Source organism: Chloroflexota bacterium (assembly GCA_026706485.1).
Classification (GTDB): Bacteria; Chloroflexota; UBA11872; order UBA11872; family UBA11872; genus JAJECS01.
Window position 1 is genome coordinate 21,491 of the sequence record JAPOYR010000002.1, and the last position, 16,556, is coordinate 38,046.

Sequence of the window (16,556 nt, forward strand, 5' to 3'; positions counted from 1 at the left end):
GGGAGGCACACGTTTCAGGACTAGACCAGACGGCACCCAATAGGCGCGGCGATCATCCAGCCTTCAGGGTTGGAGACTCTTCCTCTATCTCCGACCATGCCGAGACATCCCCTGCTGTGGGACTCGTCTTCGCGGCCTCACCCCGGCCAAGACTTGACCGTCCACTCGGATTCGCCGGGCGTGCCCTCCACTCGAAAGCCACGCTTCGCTCCTACCCTGACTGGAAGAACACTAGCTCGCCCGTCTCCAAGTGCCACTGGGGTCACTTTCTGGCAGGTGGATTGGACGGTGGAGGAGATCTTGTGCAGCCTGGCCAAACCAACCAAGCCAACGCTCAACAAAGTAGATCTCATCTCCCTGGTCAATCGCCTCAAACGGCCGGGCAACCTGGAATTCCGCTGTGATTGGCGCAAGCGCGATATACGCTTCGCGCCCGGGACCTAGTGCAAAGGGGTCAATACGGCCTCGTTTAGCAATGAACGCACTGATCATGAACGCAGTTTCGTACCACCGGAACACTCCGGCTTCTTGGGCGTCACAGTACCAAAGCGAATGAGATCGCCCTTCGAAGCCATGCGAATCTGGTTGAATCTGGAGCGTTATGCTCGAGTAAGCCACGATTTCAAACGGTGAGCCATGGGTATCACCGTCAGGGCATTCCTCCGCCATCCGAGAGGGTTCTACACTCAATTTCGCTTCATTCAAAGACCATGACCATCCTGGAATCGGTCCTGAATGCTCGGACGCGGGTGCATTCAACATGATCTGTGCGTGCAACAGACCGATTACACGCGCCAACGACCGATCTGCTGCCCTACACAGTTCAAGGCGTCGCATGGCTTCTGATCGAGCTACAGATTCTTGCCGATCTTCTTCGGCCTGCCGACTAACGGCAATTGCGTTCGCCCTTTGTAGGCTACCTGCTCCCTCCGAAGCTTCCCGTAAACTCTCGCCCAGTCTCGCCAATAGGTTGCGAGGCCGCGGTCTTGCTTCGGGACCTTTGTAAATGCACTCATCTATCAAGGATTGCATCTTCAGAGGAATACCTGAGATTGACTCTGGAGTCTCTTCGAGGTGCTGACGCCGGTAGTCATGCACCTCCGGGCCTACAAATGGCACCTGTCCGGCAAGCAACTCGTAGGCGACAATTCCCAGGGAATACACGTCTGTGGCACTGCTGGCTCGCTCTCCTCGCCACTGCTCAGGAGCCGCGTAGCGGGGAGTCATCGCATACTTATGCGTGTCTGGTGCCGTGGTGGCCTCGGCATATCTGGAGATTCCAAAGTCTGCCAGGCACCACTGTCCATTAAACAGGAGAATGTTGTCGGGCTTGATGTCCCGATGTACAACTCGTGCTTCGATTGCTGCTAGGGCTTGAGTGACATCAGAGAGCACTCGCACCGACTCATCAGCCGAGAGTTGTTCGACGTTTTCGCAAAGATACTCTCTCAGCGACTTTTCGGCCTTCGGCATGAGGAGGACCCAAAAGTCGTTCCACTCGCCCCGGTCGATGACAGGCACGATGTTTGGAACCCCGTCCAAGTCCTCAAACAGGATCTCTCGGTCGGCACCTGGGGCCTTCGGAATGAGCTTAATCACTGCGGTCTCACCGGATTCTGACCGAGCGAGGTGAACGCGCGCAAAGCCACCTGAACCGATTTCGTGCTCGATACACCACTTTCGGCCAAGGCAGATTTCGCCCCCGATGTGGTTGGGCATGACGTTCAGCGGCTGCACGCTTTCGAATGTCCGGATTCTGCGGAGCTTTCGCTAAGACGATGGTAGTCCAATTCTGATCCGAAACCGCGAATGAGGCCGATCCACCCAAGGGATTCCCGGGGTCAGGGCTTCCGACAATCCCGGGTCGTGATGTCGAAAAGGCCAGGCTGCACCACGCCCAGGTCCCCGTCCAACGACGTGTCGGACGTCTGGAGAAGCTCGCCGAAAACGGCTCGTAGCCGCGCGGTGGCCTCGTGCTGGAAGACCATGGTCGCGGTAGCCAAGCGACGATTCACCGCAGTGTCGTCCACCACGCACTGCTGCCATGCGTGCCGCAGACGGCCAAGTGTGATTACGGTCTCCCGCAGGCTGGCCTCCCCGTGCTTCGCCTCTTGTCGAAGGCTGCCGGCAATTCAGCCAACTCTGCCACCACCGTCCCAATCTCATCGGAAGGCGCGACAGCTCATGGATGAGGCTGTCGACCGCCGACCGACCCAAGGGGCGAAAGACTAGGCGCCAGCCCCGCCGTGCTCCGGTACCAGAATCCAGAATGAACCGCTAGACATAATCGTCCATGGACGGCTGTGCGTCGCGATATGCATCGATTGCGTCAATTGTTCCACTAAAGAGATTTCCCAGCCCCTCCATAACATGCGCGACGTTTGCCAGCGGAACCCTGTCCTTTTGTGTTTCGATCGGCTTACCGTCTTTACCAACGTCATATCGATAGGCCGTCGATGTTGGATCTACCTTCATAAACGCCTTAATGTTCGCTTCAACGACATCGTGTGGCTCGTTTGACTCAGGAAAGATCTCGTCAAGCATTGGCCTACACTCGCGCCACAACTTCCACAAGTTATGTCCCGTTGGATATGCACCACAGTGCCCGAGCAGAGAGCGCGCATCTACAATCACCGTCTTGAGCTTCAATTCGAGGTAATGCCTATAGGAAAACATGATTGGATACACGAGGGAATCTTGGTCCATCTGGGTAGAAGCCACATGTTCGACAAGCAGATCACCAGCCTGGAGAAAGCCGTCAGCTATTAGACTTACCCCGCCGGATTGTCCGACGATGGCAGTATTCCACCAGTCCTCGTCTTCCTTGAACAGTTCGTCATCCGGACTGGGCCACTTCGGGTCAGGCGAGTCGAACAATTGTCCTCCGAATCTTGATCGCATACAGGCTATGGTGGCATATCCTTGAGTCACCGTTCGGGTGCCGACGGCGAGAGCTCGACGGGGCGGTCGGGCCCCCATCCAAACTCTTCGTCATTGACCTCGAACCCGAGCACCTTGTCCTTGCCATCGTCTGCGTCCGTCAGATCTCTGCCTTCGGCGCTAGTCTTGGCTTGCCGACTCATTGAATGCGCTGACCCGGACTTGGCAAACCACCCACGAATGATCACGCTAGACGATCCGCTCGACGGCGATGCCCGCGCTCGCTAAGTCGATCAACGCGAATTCGACCTCGATCTTAGAAGAACCGCGGGAAAAACTGCCGCGTTTGCGCGACGCCAAACCTGATACGGCCTCGAGGCCGATCTACAGGCCGTTGCCCCCTTCTTGGAGCAATGGCACGGAAATTCTACGTTATTTCGAGGGAAATTCCGCCTGTGCAAGTGCCAGAAACTCGCGAGTCACGGCCTCAACCGCGGGTCGCCGATAGGCGGCCCATAGATGCTGGCGGCTCCGAAGTCCCAGGCGCGCCGCAATGGCGGCCATCGGTTGGCCCTCGCAATAGAGCTGCAAAGCCAGCACTTGCCGCGGCGTCAGGATCGCCGATGCCCGCTCGGTTGCCTGCTGAAGGAGCGTACGGGCCGCATGAATGTCGGCAAAGGCGCTTCGTCGAAAGCGCTGGCGTGCCAGGCGTTGCACGCCCGGCAGTCCGACGAGAGCAGAGTCGAGCAACCGATAGCCGTCCGCACGGTGACGCAACGCGTCGTCGACCCACCGGTAATAGGCGGCAAACGACCGCCGGCCGCGCCGCAGCGTTCGGCGGTGCGCAAGTCCACGCCCAAGAATTGGCATGTGGGCAGCCCCGGTCATCTGCAGGCTCCGATCGAACGAGTAGTACGGCTCTAGGATGCAGACGCAGAGTCCTGATGGGTATGCAGGATTCCATAAGGTCGGGGAGGCAGACGTCGCCGGGTGTCCCCTTGCTGAGTGCAGTCTTCGGACCTCGATGCCGCTCCAAAGTCGAGACTTAACCATCCAGTCCCGAGTACGGCGACAGCCAGCGTCCGCCCATTTTGAATGCGGATTGGCGTGTGGCAATTGGAGACGGACAAGTCCCGCACCAAGTGCAGGCACCGGGCGGGTGCCACGCTGAGGCACACGTTGGACTGCCTATGGCAGCTAACACTCACATCCTGGCACCACGACGCTCCTCCTTCCGCCCGTCCGCGGACCGTCAAGGCCCGCCGCGTCCTAGCGCTGGCGGGCCGCGAACACCATACGGCGGCACTCTGGCCGGCGGCTCGATCCGCCGCCAACGAAGTCTGAAGTCCCGAGCGACTTCCCACCGCTCGGGCATCTTTACACCGACGACGGGCACGACCTCCCGGGGCGTCGTCGTCCTCATTCTCGCGACGCGGACGACCTCCCGGCGTCCGGTCGCACTAGTCAGTGCCGCAGGCCCGCGTCGATTGCTCGCTGCGCGGGATATGCGGTACCCCCAGCATGCAGCTTCGGTCGTTGCGGCTACCCAGGCTTCCGCAATTGGCATTCCGCGGATGACCGACGGCACCGCAAACCGACACGTGGACGCTGCCGATGGTCGGTACGGCTGCGACGCGGTTGGAGGCGTGATACAGGGCCAGCCGGCACGATGCCGATCCGCCGGTCATGGAGTCATATACGCCCCGCGGTCGCGGCCATAGGGCTCCCCCACACGTCGAGAAGCTCGCGCGGTGTGTCCTCGTGCTAGTACGGCTGAGAGCGGGCCACGTCGGAGGTGCGGGCGGCGCCAGCCGAGCCGACCCCGAGAGCAGATCTACGCAGCGACGGGGTTCGACCGGCAAGAGGATCGGCCGCTTGATTCCGGGGCTGTCAGAGCGCCCGACGTAGGCGTGCCAGCCGCGGTGATGCGTCAGGGATACCCGCCGGTGGCACAAGTGGTGGCGCAAGTTTGGCGCGAGCTGTGGCGCAAGTCTTGACGCAAGCTCGGACCGCGCCGCCTGCCAGCACGTACTCCAGGCGGTTGGTCCGCCCGCAACGTTTAAGCGCACCCTTCTCGACCAGCGCCCGTAGATCCCGTTGCAGGGTGCGTCGCGGAGCTCCCGGAACTCGGTCTTGAAACTCGGCAATCGTGAGCCAGCCATGCGCAAGCACTGCGCCTAGCGCAACCACTTGCCGCCCGGTCAGGGCGTGACGGCGGGCCAGCACATCCTGCCGCATGGCGACTTCGCCGCGCTGTTTCACCTCGGCGCGTTGCGTGGCCAACCCGTGCGTAAAGAACTCGATCCACCGCGTCATGTCCATCTGCATCTGCCGTACGCTCTGGATGGCGTTGTAAAACGCGACCCGGTCCTGGTCGTGGTATTCGCTGATCGCAAAGAGCCGCTTGAAGTCGTAGCCGGCCCGGTAGAGACACAGCATCGACAGCAGCCGCGACGTGCGACCGTTGCCGTCAAGGAACGGATGAATGTGCACCAACTGAAACTGCGCGATGGCGCTGGCGATCACCGGATGCACGTCGTGCGGGTGGTTCGTGCACCGGATGAGATCGCGCATGAGCTCCGGCACGTCATCGGCCGGCGGGGCGGGACGTAGATCACATCGCCCGTGGCTGAGTCGATGGTGTAGTTCTGAATGGTTCGCTACTCGCCGGGCGCGGCAGCGCCACCACGGACGCCCCGCCACGAGGCGATGGTGAATCTCACGGACGAGGCTCTCCGTGATTGGCCCGCCATCGTTCAGATTCCGGCTGACGAATTCGAAGGCATCGCGGTAGTTGAGCAATTCGCGCGCGTCATCGGGATCGGCACTGGGAACCGAGGCTCCGGCAAGGAGCTCGGCCGCCTCGTCGATCGTGAGTTGCGTCACTTCGATGTGCGTCGCGTGGTGGGCTTCCAGTAAGGAAGCCGTGGACTGCATGGCGTGAATCCACGCATCTGAGAGCGTGGTGGCGTCGAGGAAGCCGCGGGCCCGTTCGATGTCGGTCAGCGCAGCCGCGATCCGATTCGTGATCGAAGAGCGCGGGACGAAGCTCATGGCAGGTGCTTTCGGGGCCGCGCGGCCGCCGGAGCGCTGCGGAGACGGCGGGGGTGCCGCTGTTACGCGAGATCCCACTGGACCCAGGCATTCGAATGGGCGGCGACCAGGGCCGACCGCCCGCCGCAGCGGGCGCCGACGACGCACTCAGGTCGGCGTATTTCGACGCCGCGAAGCGCATGACCGCCCAACTGAGCCCGCTCACCTCCGCCAAGCCGGAGCCGTTGCCGGTGCTCTAGCTCGTTCGACTCCCCCGAGATGCGCGCACGGCCGGTACCTCGGGCGAGCGGCTGCGAACGCACCACTAAGTTCACGCGCTTCCGGCAACCACGCAATATTTCTGGCCCGAATTGTTTGACAGCGTATATGCTTCGGTCTAGAATCAACGTCCGAACACGAGGTTGAATCCGTCAGATGGACGTTGCGCTGCTTGGCCTTGCCGAAGGGGCTCAGTTGGCGCTTTCGGCAGTGTTCTTGGCCGCTGGCGCCGGCAAGTGGCGCAACTACGACGAATTCCGTGAGGCGGTAGACGCACACAATCTTGGCCCTGCGGCCGCACGGAATGCCGCCTCCCGTGTGATACCGGGACTGGAAATAGCTCTTGGCCTCGCCTGGTTGATCCCCGGTTTGTGGCCGATTACTTCGAGCGTCTCGATAGGCCTCTTGGCCTTCTTCACGGCCGCAATCGTGATCAACGTATTCCGGGGTAACCGCGTCTCCTGTGGATGCTTTGGGATTATGCAGTCAAATACGATTGGCTGGCACTCTGTCGGTCGCAACGCGGCTCTCGTCACCTTGGCTCTCCTTCCATGCGTCGCATATGGAACTTCATCACAATCCGACGTATTCCAATTCATGCTTTCGCTTAACGCGACGCCCGTTACGCTCGCATCGCTGGCATTATTTGTTCTTCTTCCAATATGGATCGATGGATACGTTCTTCTGCACTCGCACAGCAACAAATACACGGCTTTTTTGAAGATGCACCAGGCAGGAACAAATGGCTGACAATCTGCCGCTCTTGATCTCATACATAGTTTTGTGGGTTTTCGTGATAATTCTGGGGATTCTGATGGTCGCGACGCTACGACATTTGGGAGTGATGTTCGAGGCCGTGGATCCTGTACTCCAGTTCAGTCGTAGCGGTTTTCGGCTTCGTCCAGACGAACCGCTGCCTCAAGCGGAGCTAGCAGATTCAAGCGGATCTGTCGTAGGAATAGAGCAACTTGGCGACTCCAACCTGGTGCTTTTGCTGGTCGATCAGGGCTGCCCAACATGTGCGGACGCACTTGCCGCGCTTAGCAATGGTGAGACCGAACGCTGGAGCGACAAATGGATGCCAGTCGTTGTTGTTCGATCGAATCCACAAGATGTATCGGCGATCACAGAGTCATATAGTATCCATGAAGGTATTAGAGTATTGTTTGATGTGGCAGGCAAGACGTCGAAAGCATGGGGGATCACCACCACGCCATTTGTGATAGTCGTTGATAGCGCACGACTCGTGCGGCGAACATATCCGGTTGTAAGTGGTAGCCAGATTCGCGAAATCCTTCAGAATGATCCAAAGGACCTACTTCGCCCGGCGATTTGGGATTCTAAGTCAATAGAAGCTTAGCACGAAGCTTGAAAGGAGGAGGCGTCAGGTCGAAACCCCGAAGAGAGGAGGCATCCCATTGATGGCATGGTGGGGTAGGCATCTTCTCTGTGAAGGACTAAGGAGGTTTGAATGAGCGAAGGTGGAGTGACCGGGTTGTATGTCGGACTCGCTCGGCGCTTCTCGCGGAGGGGGTTTCTTGGCACCGTTGGTATTGGAGCTACGGCTGGTGTAGCTGCCGTATTGACTCGGATGGGCGTCGGTGCTCCCCCGGTGTTTGCTGCCTCAAACTGCACTGCTGCTAACGGGCCGTGCCATCCCTGCGCATCCATTGTGCACACGATCAGCCCGGACACAAGCTGCTACTGCCGGATGATTTGTGTGTGTTACAAGTGGGAGCAAGGAACTGGAAGTTGTGGACGTGCTATCGCGCTACTTCTCTGCTGCAATAACTGCATCGGCAACGTCGGCGCATGCATTCAGTGCTAGGGGCAGCTGCAATCCCTGCTCACAGTATGCTTGTGAGCTCATACTAGAAAGGTAAGGGGGACACATGGCTGAAGATTCTGCTGCGAGTGGCTCGGTCGAGACAGTCACGAAGCGATACCCGAGCGGTTGGGAGGCGACAAGCACCTTCCGACGCACAAGCGGCGGCTCACTTGGGCCGCCGCCCCGAATGGGTGCTGATGACGCCGCCTACCAGGGCCACCTGGAGATCGAGTTGTGGAATCCCAGCGATCAATACGATGACGGCGTGCGAATGTCCGTGCAACTTCCAAACCTCGCGACGGGATCCACAGACGAGGTCGTCAGGCAAACGCATGAATTCGCTCTCGCGGCGATTGATCGTCTGCGCCCACGGTTGTTGAGAGTGCTCGGTCGGGAGTAGGAGTAGCCGTAGGTATTGTCGTCTCCGCAGCTCCGGCGCGGCGTGCTTGGGGGGCTGCAACACGACAGTGTGCAATAGGCGGCGGTCGCGCGGCGATTCTGTTCCTGGTCTGGATTGGGCTCACGGTCAGCGGCTGCTCAGCGTCGGTGCCCGTTGACGGAGACACCGCGCACGGTGCGATGCTCTATGCCAAGCACTGTCAAGAATGTCATGGCGACCGGCATGGCGTGGGCAAGCATGCCCAGGCGCCCTACCACGGTCCCAGCGGCCACACATGGCTCCACGCGGACAGCGTGTTGGAGTGGATAATCCTCGAGGGTCTGGGGCCGCGTGAGGATGGGACCGGGGGTGACGGTGAAGTTCGCCTGAGCATGCCGGCCTGGCGAGGCGTACTATCCGACGAGGAGATTCGAGACGTCCTCAGCTACCTCAAGACTTGGTGGACGCCGCAAGTCTGTGAGGTGCGCGTAGAGATGTTCGGCGCGGCCGAGGGCAGTTGCTAGGCAAGTCTTGCTGCGAGCGTCGTCTGCGACTCAAGCCAGCGGCCATTAGTGTTGGCCTGGCGACGAATTGCCTTGCATCCTCCCTGGAGCTCGAATTGGCCTGTGCAAACTCCGCCACGAGTGGTGACGTCAGTCCGTCGCCTACCGCACGCTCCCGCCGCTTCCGTACTGGCGACCCAGCAGCAGCGGGCAGGTGGCGCAATCCGGCGTCGAGCCGCAATGCGCCTTGCCCAGCCGCACGAACAGCCCGTGCGCCTCGGCAAGCTGCCACGGATCCCGCGGCAGCGCCTCCAAGAGCAGCGCTCGCAGCGCCGCCCGTAGGACGCTGCCGGGAATGACGCCCAGCCGCTCCAACGCGCGCTGCGTGTAGGCGTCCACCACGAAGCTCGGATTTCGCGCGGCGTGGAGCAGGATGGCGTCGGCCGTCTCCGGCCCAACGCCCCAGATGCCGAGCAGCTCGCGCCGCAGCGGTTCCATGGGGGCGCGCAACATGTGGTCGAGGTCGCCGTCGTGGGCATCATGCACGTGCCCGGCGAAGGCCTTCAGCTTGGCGGTCTTCTGCCGAAAGGGCCGCTCGGACGTACCAGCTCTTGGCACCGCAGCTCGTCCAAGCCCAGCACGCCGTAGACCGACAGCGCGCCGGCGGCTTGAGGGTTCTCGATCGCCTTCGCCGCCCCCGCTCATGCAGTGTTCTGCACCAGCAGCGCGCCGGCGATCACCTCGAACGGGTCGGTATCGGTCCACCATCGCTGCGGGCCAAAGTGGTCCGCCAGCACCTCGAGCAGCGGGTCCAGCCGTTCGGTGAGCGCCGCCGGCGAGGGGAGCTTTACTCGATGCGAATCACGCTGTGCACGCATGCGGCAGCGGCGCCCCGCGCCGTCAACCCCACAAACCGCTGCTCCGCCACGCTGTCGTACAGCGTGTCTTCCATCGCCGCGTCGCTGAGGTTGTAGAACAACTGAACGCAGCGAATCCGCAGCAGCAGGGCCAGCGGATACTGCGGCCGCCCGCTCTCGCCGGTGGGGTAGACCGGGCGGATGCGCGCTTCGAGCCGTGCCCACGGCAGCCGCGCGTCCATGCGCTGGAGAAAGCGTTCGCGCCGAGTCTGGCGCGGCTGTCCGTCACACTCCACGTCGGCAAATGAGCGATGGGGATGCATCGAGGCCCGCACCGGCTAGCGGTCACCCCTGAACATAGGTCCTGCCGTCGGGCCGCGACCGGGGACTAAATCAGAGCTTTCCTGGGTGTTCGGCCAGTTGTTCTTCCGACAACTCATGCCCACTGGCACCGCAGCCGATGGTTGCCATGAGATTGTTGGCCGCGACGGCCAAGTCGGCCGCGTGGGTGGGCGAGGCGGGACGGCCGTACGCTTGGATCGTCCAGTCGAGCGTCCGGCTCTCGCCGCCACGCTACAAGGTCGGCAGACGCGCCTCGGGAATTGGCTCAGCGAGCACGCGGGCGGCGGTGCTGATGCCGGCCAGCGTGTCCGTGAAGTCGTCGGCGGTTACGCGGTGGGGGGCCGCCACCGCCAGAATCACAAGAGCGCGATAAGCCAAGATGGCGCGCCCCAGCTTGCGGGGAGCGCCCACGTCCTCAATGTTGGTTGGCGGCTTTCGGTCGACGTCGTTGTCGGGGGACGCTTCGGCAGCCACCATGTGCTCCTTCTGCGCGGCGGCAGGCGTCACGACAGTCAGCAGCCCCGGGTAGTAGCCACCTGGCGGAGTCCATAGCCCCCGGACGCTCAAGCAGTCTGCGCAGCGGCCGATGGAAGACCACACCCATGCGTCGGCGCACGTGGCAATCTCGTGGCTTGGCCGGACGGGTACCAGCGGCGTGTGATGAGGCGCACCAGGGCTCGATCAAGCAGGGCGCGGCGGTACCTGCCGAGGCCGCCACCCCCTACGCCCTCCTCAGGGCGTATCACGTGTGCGCAGCGTGCCCGACGTCCCCACCAAGAGTTGCAGGAGCCGGGCGACCACGATGCCGCTAGAGATAACCACGTCTCGATGCTGATCACCTCGCCCGAGTGAAATTGAGCGAAGCGGGCATCCTGCCACATTCACACTCACGAATTGCCGACCAGCTGCGCTGCATTGCCTAACAGCCGCAAGCTGACCGATTGGGCGATGAGCTGGCTCGCTGCCACGGGTAGCGGGAGTTAACCGGCTCTATGACCTGGGTGACTGCCACTCTTCGGTTGTCCACAAGGCTACACGGGCCTCGGGACAACGCCTGCAAGCCTGCAAAACTCGATAGCACTACGTCTCGCACGGCGACATTGGCTGTCGTGGGCATCCAAATGTCTGCGGGCAAGCCGCCGCGCCGGGACCGGGTCTCCGGGTGGGGATCCTAAGGTCGATCGCGCCAGCGGGTGTCCGCTCCATGTCTGGTCCGAGTCTGGCCTAGGTCGGGTCGAGGCGAGGAAAAGGCCATTGGCTCCCTTATGTGAGACGCACCACACGGGATACGGGCCGCTTCCTCAGTCCGAGACCCAACTTGCGCGTCTCGGATGTTCGCCACTCCGGGTCACTGGCACCGACTTGAGTGCGCAAGCCCCCGACCATTGGCTTAGAAGAACCGCGGGAAAATCTGCCGCGTTTGAGCGACGCCAAACCTGTTACGGCATCGAGGCCGATCTACAGGCCGTTGCCCCTTTCTTGGAGCAATGGCACGGAAATTCTACGTTAATTCGAGGGAAAGTCCGCCTGCGCCAGTGCCAGGAACTCCCGAGTCACGGCCTCAACCGCAGGTCGCCGATAAGCGGCCCACAGATGCTGGCGACTACGCAGGCCCAGACGCGCCGCAATGGCAACCATTGGCTCCCCCTCGCAATAGAGCTTCAGTGCCAGGACCTGTCGTGGCGTCAGCACCACCGAGGCTCGCTCGGTGGCCTGCTGGAGAAGCGCTCGCGCCGCATGCACATCGGCGAAGGCCCTCCGTCCAAAACGCTGGCGTGCCAGGCGTCTTACTCCGGGAAGGCCTATCAGGGCTGAATCCAGCAAGCGATAGCCGTCCGCGCGATGGCGCAGAGCGTCGTCGTCCCACCGATAGTACGTCGCAAACGATCGCCGGCCGCGGCGTGCCGCATGGTGGGCATGCGGTCGTCGTGGGATTGGTATCGCAGCAGTCTCCGGCATCCGCCGACTCCGGTGAACGAGCACTGTGGCATCAGGATGCCGACGCAAAGCTGGCGGTGAGAATGCAGGATTCCGTAAGCGCCGGACGGCGTCCCCGAGATTGAGAGGTGCATTGCGGGCCTTTACTCAGACCCTCAAGCGGATTCTCCCTGCGACCCGGGAGCATTGGACCACCCTAGTCCTCAGCGAATGGATCTATCTGAACCCAGAACATCTGCCTTCGACTGTCAGCGTTCGCCGACTCAAAGTCAGCGCCAGCATCAGCATCTGTCGCCGGGCACCGAGCGTTGGCAACTTGGCTCCGCTGACAGCCAAGCTGAGTACCGCTCACCTCGGCCGTTCCCGGCGGACTGCCGGGGTCTCGGGGTTCCTTCCGACACTTCGCTCACCCATGTGTCCGATCACTGAGCACTTCATTCACTCATCGAAATGTCACTCCCCGAACCTGTTCCCCAATGGCAGTCATCGCGCTGGCTCCCGGTGGATGGGGAGCGTCATGTCACCTGCAACTGCAGACGAGTCGCCATCCTTGCACCGCCACCAGCAAGCTGAACGCACGTAAACAGCCCGCTTGTGTAGGCGTCCGACCATCCGCGTACTCTTGGACCCAATCCCCGCACTCCTCTCCTCGTCCCTGCTCCCGCTTCCTGAACAGCAGCGTTGCAGGAGATAGGCTGCAGAACCTAGCTTGACTCCCGGCTACAATATTGTTGACGGCCACAGGCTAGTTCCCGTTCAAGACCGCCAACTCGGGCAGACCTCATCGAGCCCATCCAACACTCGGAGCCGACTCAGCTGACTCACGATCTTTGCGAGCACACCCGCTGTACCACGAATTGGCAACCCGACGACTCCGGCCGAAATCTACCAAGACGCATGTATTGCGCATTCACGAAGTGGTCGAGAAGCCGATCAAGCGATCACCAAAATTATCAGCGCAACGCATCGTGACCTGCACAGCAATCAACCATCCATACGCACTCCCAGATGGAAGTGTGCAGGCCGCTCCCGGAAGACTCATGGACCTCTCGACAACACCGCCACCGCGAGATCATTGCGTTCCGAATCCTGCCACCTTCCTATTGCCGCCCACCCTTCCGCGTGCACGGCGAGACCAGCATTCCAAGAACTCTCGGCCTCCGAGACCACAGACACTTAAGTAGACTTTCCTATGCTGATGCACGCAACCGTCCACAATCCCGATCGCTTTATGGGCGATCTGCGTCAGATTCTCGCTCAAGGCCGTAAGCGCATTGGCCTCCTCATCGGCGCGGGTGCACCTACAGCTCTTCTCGTGGACGACGCCAATCAGGTTGTAGACGAAGGTAATCCCCTCATACCGGATGTTGAAGGTCTCACAGACATCGTCATATCCCGCCTGTCACAAGACGACCAACATGCTATTGAGAGTATCAAGGAAGAGATTCGAAAAACTGGAGAAATAATCAATATCGAAACAATTCTAACCCAGATCCGTAGGCTCGCTCAGGCTATTGGTACCGAAAGCGTCCGTGGATTGACAGGCCACGAGTACAGCCAGTTGGCCGACCGGATCTGCCAAGGGATCGGAAAGGTGGTCTCCGCGATCCTTCCCGAGTCACCCAACCCTTACTCAGAGTTGGTTTCTTGGATATCCGGCACTCAGCGGGAACATTCTATAGAGATATTTACAGCAAATTACGATCTCCTCATTGAAGAGGCGCTTGAGCGGTCTCGGATTCCCTATTTCGACGGATTCGTAGGCGCACATGTTCCCTTTTTTTGATGCCGCAAGCGTGTCATCTGACGATTTGCCACCAAGATGGTCACGATTGTGGACGCTCCACGGGTCACTCGGATGGGCAATATCCAAAGGTATAGTTGTACGATCCGGTGGTCGAGAAGCCACGGAGTTGATATATCCAGACCACTTGAAGTATGAGCGTGTAACTCGCCTTCCATATTCCGCTCTTTTTGAGCGGCTGCGAAAATTCCTCATGACACCGGATACACTCCTGCTATGTTCGGGGTTTTCATTTCGCGATTCCCACATCTGCGCAATATTGGACGAAGCCCTAGCCGCTAATTCGCACGCAGCAATCCTGGCCATTCAATATGGTCCATTGGAAAGCGAATCGGAAGCAAGACAGCTAGCGTCTACTAGGCCGAACATGAGCGTCTATGCGCGGGACGGAGCTGTGATCAGTGGAATACCAGGCTCCTGGCGTTGCGGTGAGGCACCAAGTGAATACTGGGAAGATATACGATCCACCTTTTGGCGCCCACATACTGACGATACCCTTGGAGAGTTCGTTCTTGGAGACTTCGCCGAGTTTTGTAGATTCCTTGCGTTGACCAGAGCTCAGCAAGTCACGTCAACCGAATCGGGGAGTCCTCCTACCACCGAGGCGTCGCTAAACGTCGTTGACTCCCGGCCAGATGCCGAAGCTTAGCAACGACCCTACCTTTCTTGGCGAAGTGGCCTCTGTTTCTGGAGCTGCCATTAACGTACAGCTGGCGCCCTCAGTCGCTTCCGGTACCTCAATCATCAAAGGCCACACTTACCGCGTAGCCCAAGTCGGCAGCTTTGTGCGCATTCCGCAGGGCTATCAGGATCTCTTCGGTGTGGTATCCGAAGTTGGAGCCGCTGCCGTACCTGATCACGTGCAGGCAGTAGATGAAACTGGACGCTGGATGAGAATCGAGCTGGTCGGCGAAACTACCGGCGGAATGTTCGAGCGCGGCGTAAGTCAATATCCAAATATTGGCGATCCCGTCCACATTGCAATTGAGGAGCACCTCCGCAAGATCTATGAAATAGACGGCCAAGGTCACATAACCATAGGAACCCTGTCCAGCGCAGAGAGCATTTCGGCCAAGGTTTCCTTAAACGAGCTCGTCACGCGCCACTCAGCCGTACTTGGATCGACCGGATCTGGAAAGTCCACCACAATTGCCAGCTTGCTGCGGGCCGTTACGTCGGGCACGGACCCCGATCCTCACTATCCGAGTGCCCGTGTACTCATGCTTGATATCCACGGCGAATACTCAGAGCCACTAGCCGATGTTGCCCAAGTGTATAGCGTCGAGCCTCAGTACGGAGAGGAGCGCTTGTATATCCCCTATTGGGCACTCGAAGCGAACGACCTTTTGGGTTTTCTGGCCGGCGGCCTGGAAGGCCCTCGCGAGACGGCATTTACTGACAAGATATTTGAACTAAAACTCAAATCTCATACCGACATGCAATTCCCTGGTATTGATCCGACTTCCATCACCGTGGATTCTCCACTACGTTTCAGCCTCAAGAAGCTCTGGTATGATCTCATAGACTTTGAACTTACGACATTTGAAGGACAGAACCGCGACGAGCCGACACTTCAGGAATACGGAGACCCGGATACACTTTCACCGCCAGTTTACAAACCACATGGCTTGGGAACTGTTGGACCATTCTTAAATCAGCGCGCAATTGGTATATTGCGTCCATTAAACTTACTACGATCCCGCCTTCTCGATCGACGATATGACTTTATGCTCCGACCAGGGCCATGGGAACCTAACCTTGACGGCGAGCCATCCAGGGACCTCGATGCACTCTTGGCAGGATGGCTCGGCGGTCCACGGCCAATTACAATACTGGATCTTTCTGGCATACCTAGTTCAGTCCTAGAGCGCCTTGTCGGATCAATTCTAAAAATTGTATACGAAGCGTTGTTTTGGAGCCGTGAGAAAACAGAAGGTGGAATTGAGCGACCGCTCTTGATTGTCATGGAAGAAGCACACCGTTACCTTTCAGATGACTCAGGTGGTTCCGATGCTACTGCGACAGCATTGGTGCAGCGAATCGCAAAAGAAGGCCGAAAGTACGGTGTAGGAGCTATGGTAGTGAGTCAACGACCGTCAGAAGTCAATGAGACTATTCTCTCGCAGTGCGGAACCTACTTTGCCCTGCGTCTCTCCAATCCGACCGATCGAGCTCGGGTCCAAGGCACCCTCCCCGACGGCCTTGTTGGACTACTTGACGTGTTGCCCATCCTTCGCACAGGGGAGGCTGTAGTTACCGGCGAGGCAGCTAAGCTGCCGATGCGGTGCCGGGTGACGCTACCGCCGAAGGAGCATAGGCCCCGTAGCGAGGATCCAGAAGTGAGTCTAAAATGGCAGCTCTCACGGCGAGACGAAAGCTATGAGCGAGTTGTCACTTCGTGGCGCTCCCAGAGCCCACTCGCAGTTCCGCATCAATTGGATATAACCCGCGTTGAGGTAGACGACGAATCCGACGTCGAGATAGGGGGGGATTATGAATAGATCACTGGTAGCGTCATCGAACGTTCGCTCGATAGGGTATGATCGCGATAGCGAAACCCTTGAGATTGAATTCAACAGCGGATCGATCTATCAGTATTTCGGTGTACCGGAACAAATGTATGACGAGATTATGCGAGCCCCATCGAAGGGACGTTTTGTCCACCAGTACATCAGAAACCAATATGCGTATTCCCGGGTCGGTTGACCGAACA

General features: G+C 59.7%; 17 protein-coding genes. 8 read left to right on the forward strand and 9 right to left on the reverse strand.

Features of this window, described 5'->3' with window-relative positions:
• Positions 1 to 231: 231 nt before the first annotated feature.
• The 5 genes from OXG79_00430 to OXG79_00450 form a co-directional block, all read right to left on the reverse strand.
• Positions 232 to 1,719 (reverse strand): serine/threonine-protein kinase, encoded by a 1,488-nt coding sequence (locus OXG79_00430; protein ID MCY3782237.1) that lies wholly within the window; start codon positions 1,717 to 1,719, stop codon positions 232 to 234.
• A 122-nt stretch (positions 1,720 to 1,841) separates the two neighbouring features.
• Entirely contained in the window at positions 1,842 to 2,003 is a 162-nt protein-coding gene (locus OXG79_00435) for a hypothetical protein (GenBank protein ID MCY3782238.1), read from the reverse strand.
• Between the two features lie 274 nt (positions 2,004 to 2,277).
• Positions 2,278 to 2,877 carry a hypothetical protein gene (locus OXG79_00440; protein MCY3782239.1) on the reverse strand — a complete coding sequence of 200 codons (600 nt, stop codon included), beginning with the start codon at positions 2,875 to 2,877 and terminating at the stop codon, positions 2,278 to 2,280.
• Between the two features lie 435 nt (positions 2,878 to 3,312).
• The gene (locus OXG79_00445; protein MCY3782240.1) at positions 3,313 to 3,768 is read right to left on the reverse strand and encodes a hypothetical protein; all 456 of its coding nucleotides are present in this window, start codon (positions 3,766 to 3,768) and stop codon (positions 3,313 to 3,315) included.
• Between the two features lie 1,002 nt (positions 3,769 to 4,770).
• A complete protein-coding gene (locus OXG79_00450) occupies positions 4,771 to 5,934 on the reverse strand; it encodes a Fic family protein (GenBank protein MCY3782241.1) in 1,164 nt (387 codons plus the stop codon).
• A gap of 53 nt (positions 5,935 to 5,987) precedes the next feature.
• Here OXG79_00450 and OXG79_00455 point away from each other — a divergent pair, with 53 nt between their 5' ends.
• The 4 genes from OXG79_00455 to OXG79_00470 all read left to right on the forward strand — a co-directional run bounded on the left by OXG79_00455 (position 5,988) and on the right by OXG79_00470 (position 8,923).
• Entirely contained in the window at positions 5,988 to 6,173 is a 186-nt protein-coding gene (locus OXG79_00455) for a hypothetical protein (GenBank protein ID MCY3782242.1), read from the forward strand.
• Between the two features lie 175 nt (positions 6,174 to 6,348).
• Positions 6,349 to 6,942, forward strand: a complete 594-nt coding sequence (locus OXG79_00460) for a hypothetical protein (protein ID MCY3782243.1) — start codon at positions 6,349 to 6,351, stop codon at positions 6,940 to 6,942.
• A complete protein-coding gene (locus OXG79_00465; protein ID MCY3782244.1) occupies positions 6,935 to 7,552 on the forward strand; it encodes a redoxin domain-containing protein in 618 nt (205 codons plus the stop codon). The genes OXG79_00460 and OXG79_00465 overlap by 8 nt, the downstream gene beginning before the upstream one ends.
• Positions 7,553 to 8,566: 1,014 nt before the next feature.
• Complete coding sequence (locus OXG79_00470) at positions 8,567 to 8,923, forward strand: cytochrome c (GenBank protein ID MCY3782245.1); 357 nt, start codon at positions 8,567 to 8,569, stop codon at positions 8,921 to 8,923.
• 141 nt (positions 8,924 to 9,064) lie between these two features.
• Here OXG79_00470 and OXG79_00475 read toward each other — a convergent pair whose 3' ends face one another.
• From OXG79_00475 to OXG79_00490, 4 genes are all read right to left on the reverse strand, one after another.
• Complete coding sequence (locus OXG79_00475) at positions 9,065 to 9,520, reverse strand: hypothetical protein (protein MCY3782246.1); 456 nt, start codon at positions 9,518 to 9,520, stop codon at positions 9,065 to 9,067.
• 83 nt (positions 9,521 to 9,603) lie between these two features.
• Positions 9,604 to 9,780: a hypothetical protein gene (locus OXG79_00480; protein MCY3782247.1), complete on the reverse strand. Its 177-nt coding sequence runs from the start codon at positions 9,778 to 9,780 to the stop codon at positions 9,604 to 9,606.
• A complete protein-coding gene (locus OXG79_00485; protein ID MCY3782248.1) occupies positions 9,750 to 10,082 on the reverse strand; it encodes a transposase in 333 nt (110 codons plus the stop codon). The genes OXG79_00480 and OXG79_00485 overlap by 31 nt, the downstream gene beginning before the upstream one ends.
• A gap of 250 nt (positions 10,083 to 10,332) precedes the next feature.
• The gene (locus OXG79_00490; GenBank protein ID MCY3782249.1) at positions 10,333 to 10,668 is read right to left on the reverse strand and encodes a hypothetical protein; all 336 of its coding nucleotides are present in this window, start codon (positions 10,666 to 10,668) and stop codon (positions 10,333 to 10,335) included.
• A gap of 2,563 nt (positions 10,669 to 13,231) precedes the next feature.
• On the opposite strand from OXG79_00490, the gene OXG79_00495 reads away from it, so the two are divergent.
• Genes OXG79_00495 through OXG79_00510 form a run of 4 tightly spaced genes read left to right on the forward strand, consistent with a single transcriptional unit; the run spans position 13,232 to position 16,549 of the window.
• A complete protein-coding gene (locus OXG79_00495) occupies positions 13,232 to 13,825 on the forward strand; it encodes an SIR2 family protein (GenBank protein ID MCY3782250.1) in 594 nt (197 codons plus the stop codon).
• The gene (locus tag OXG79_00500) at positions 13,809 to 14,492 is read left to right on the forward strand and encodes an SIR2 family protein (GenBank protein ID MCY3782251.1); all 684 of its coding nucleotides are present in this window, start codon (positions 13,809 to 13,811) and stop codon (positions 14,490 to 14,492) included. The genes OXG79_00495 and OXG79_00500 overlap by 17 nt, the downstream gene beginning before the upstream one ends.
• Positions 14,479 to 16,344, forward strand: a complete 1,866-nt coding sequence (locus tag OXG79_00505; protein MCY3782252.1) for an ATP-binding protein — start codon at positions 14,479 to 14,481, stop codon at positions 16,342 to 16,344. The genes OXG79_00500 and OXG79_00505 overlap by 14 nt, the downstream gene beginning before the upstream one ends.
• Positions 16,337 to 16,549, forward strand: a complete 213-nt coding sequence (locus OXG79_00510) for a KTSC domain-containing protein (protein ID MCY3782253.1) — start codon at positions 16,337 to 16,339, stop codon at positions 16,547 to 16,549. The genes OXG79_00505 and OXG79_00510 overlap by 8 nt, the downstream gene beginning before the upstream one ends.
• Positions 16,550 to 16,556: the final 7 nt, after the last annotated feature.

Excerpts from the sequence above, each read along its gene's own strand:
- OXG79_00510 (MCY3782253.1), top strand. The coding sequence starts at position 16,337 with ATGAATAGATCACTGGTAGCGTCATCGAACGTTCGCTCGATAGGGTAT.
- OXG79_00445 (MCY3782240.1), bottom strand. The coding sequence starts at position 3,768 with ATGACCGGGGCTGCCCACATGCCAATTCTTGGGCGTGGACTTGCGCAC.
- OXG79_00460 (MCY3782243.1), top strand. The coding sequence starts at position 6,349 with ATGGACGTTGCGCTGCTTGGCCTTGCCGAAGGGGCTCAGTTGGCGCTT.
- OXG79_00505 (MCY3782252.1), top strand. The coding sequence starts at position 14,479 with ATGCCGAAGCTTAGCAACGACCCTACCTTTCTTGGCGAAGTGGCCTCT.
- OXG79_00430 (MCY3782237.1), bottom strand. The coding sequence starts at position 1,719 with ATGCCCAACCACATCGGGGGCGAAATCTGCCTTGGCCGAAAGTGGTGT.
- OXG79_00480 (MCY3782247.1), bottom strand. The coding sequence starts at position 9,780 with ATGCGTGCACAGCGTGATTCGCATCGAGTAAAGCTCCCCTCGCCGGCG.
- OXG79_00450 (MCY3782241.1), bottom strand. The coding sequence starts at position 5,934 with ATGAGCTTCGTCCCGCGCTCTTCGATCACGAATCGGATCGCGGCTGCG.
- OXG79_00465 (MCY3782244.1), top strand. The coding sequence starts at position 6,935 with ATGGCTGACAATCTGCCGCTCTTGATCTCATACATAGTTTTGTGGGTT.
- OXG79_00500 (MCY3782251.1), top strand. The coding sequence starts at position 13,809 with ATGTTCCCTTTTTTTGATGCCGCAAGCGTGTCATCTGACGATTTGCCA.
- OXG79_00495 (MCY3782250.1), top strand. The coding sequence starts at position 13,232 with ATGCTGATGCACGCAACCGTCCACAATCCCGATCGCTTTATGGGCGAT.
- OXG79_00485 (MCY3782248.1), bottom strand. The coding sequence starts at position 10,082 with ATGCATCCCCATCGCTCATTTGCCGACGTGGAGTGTGACGGACAGCCG.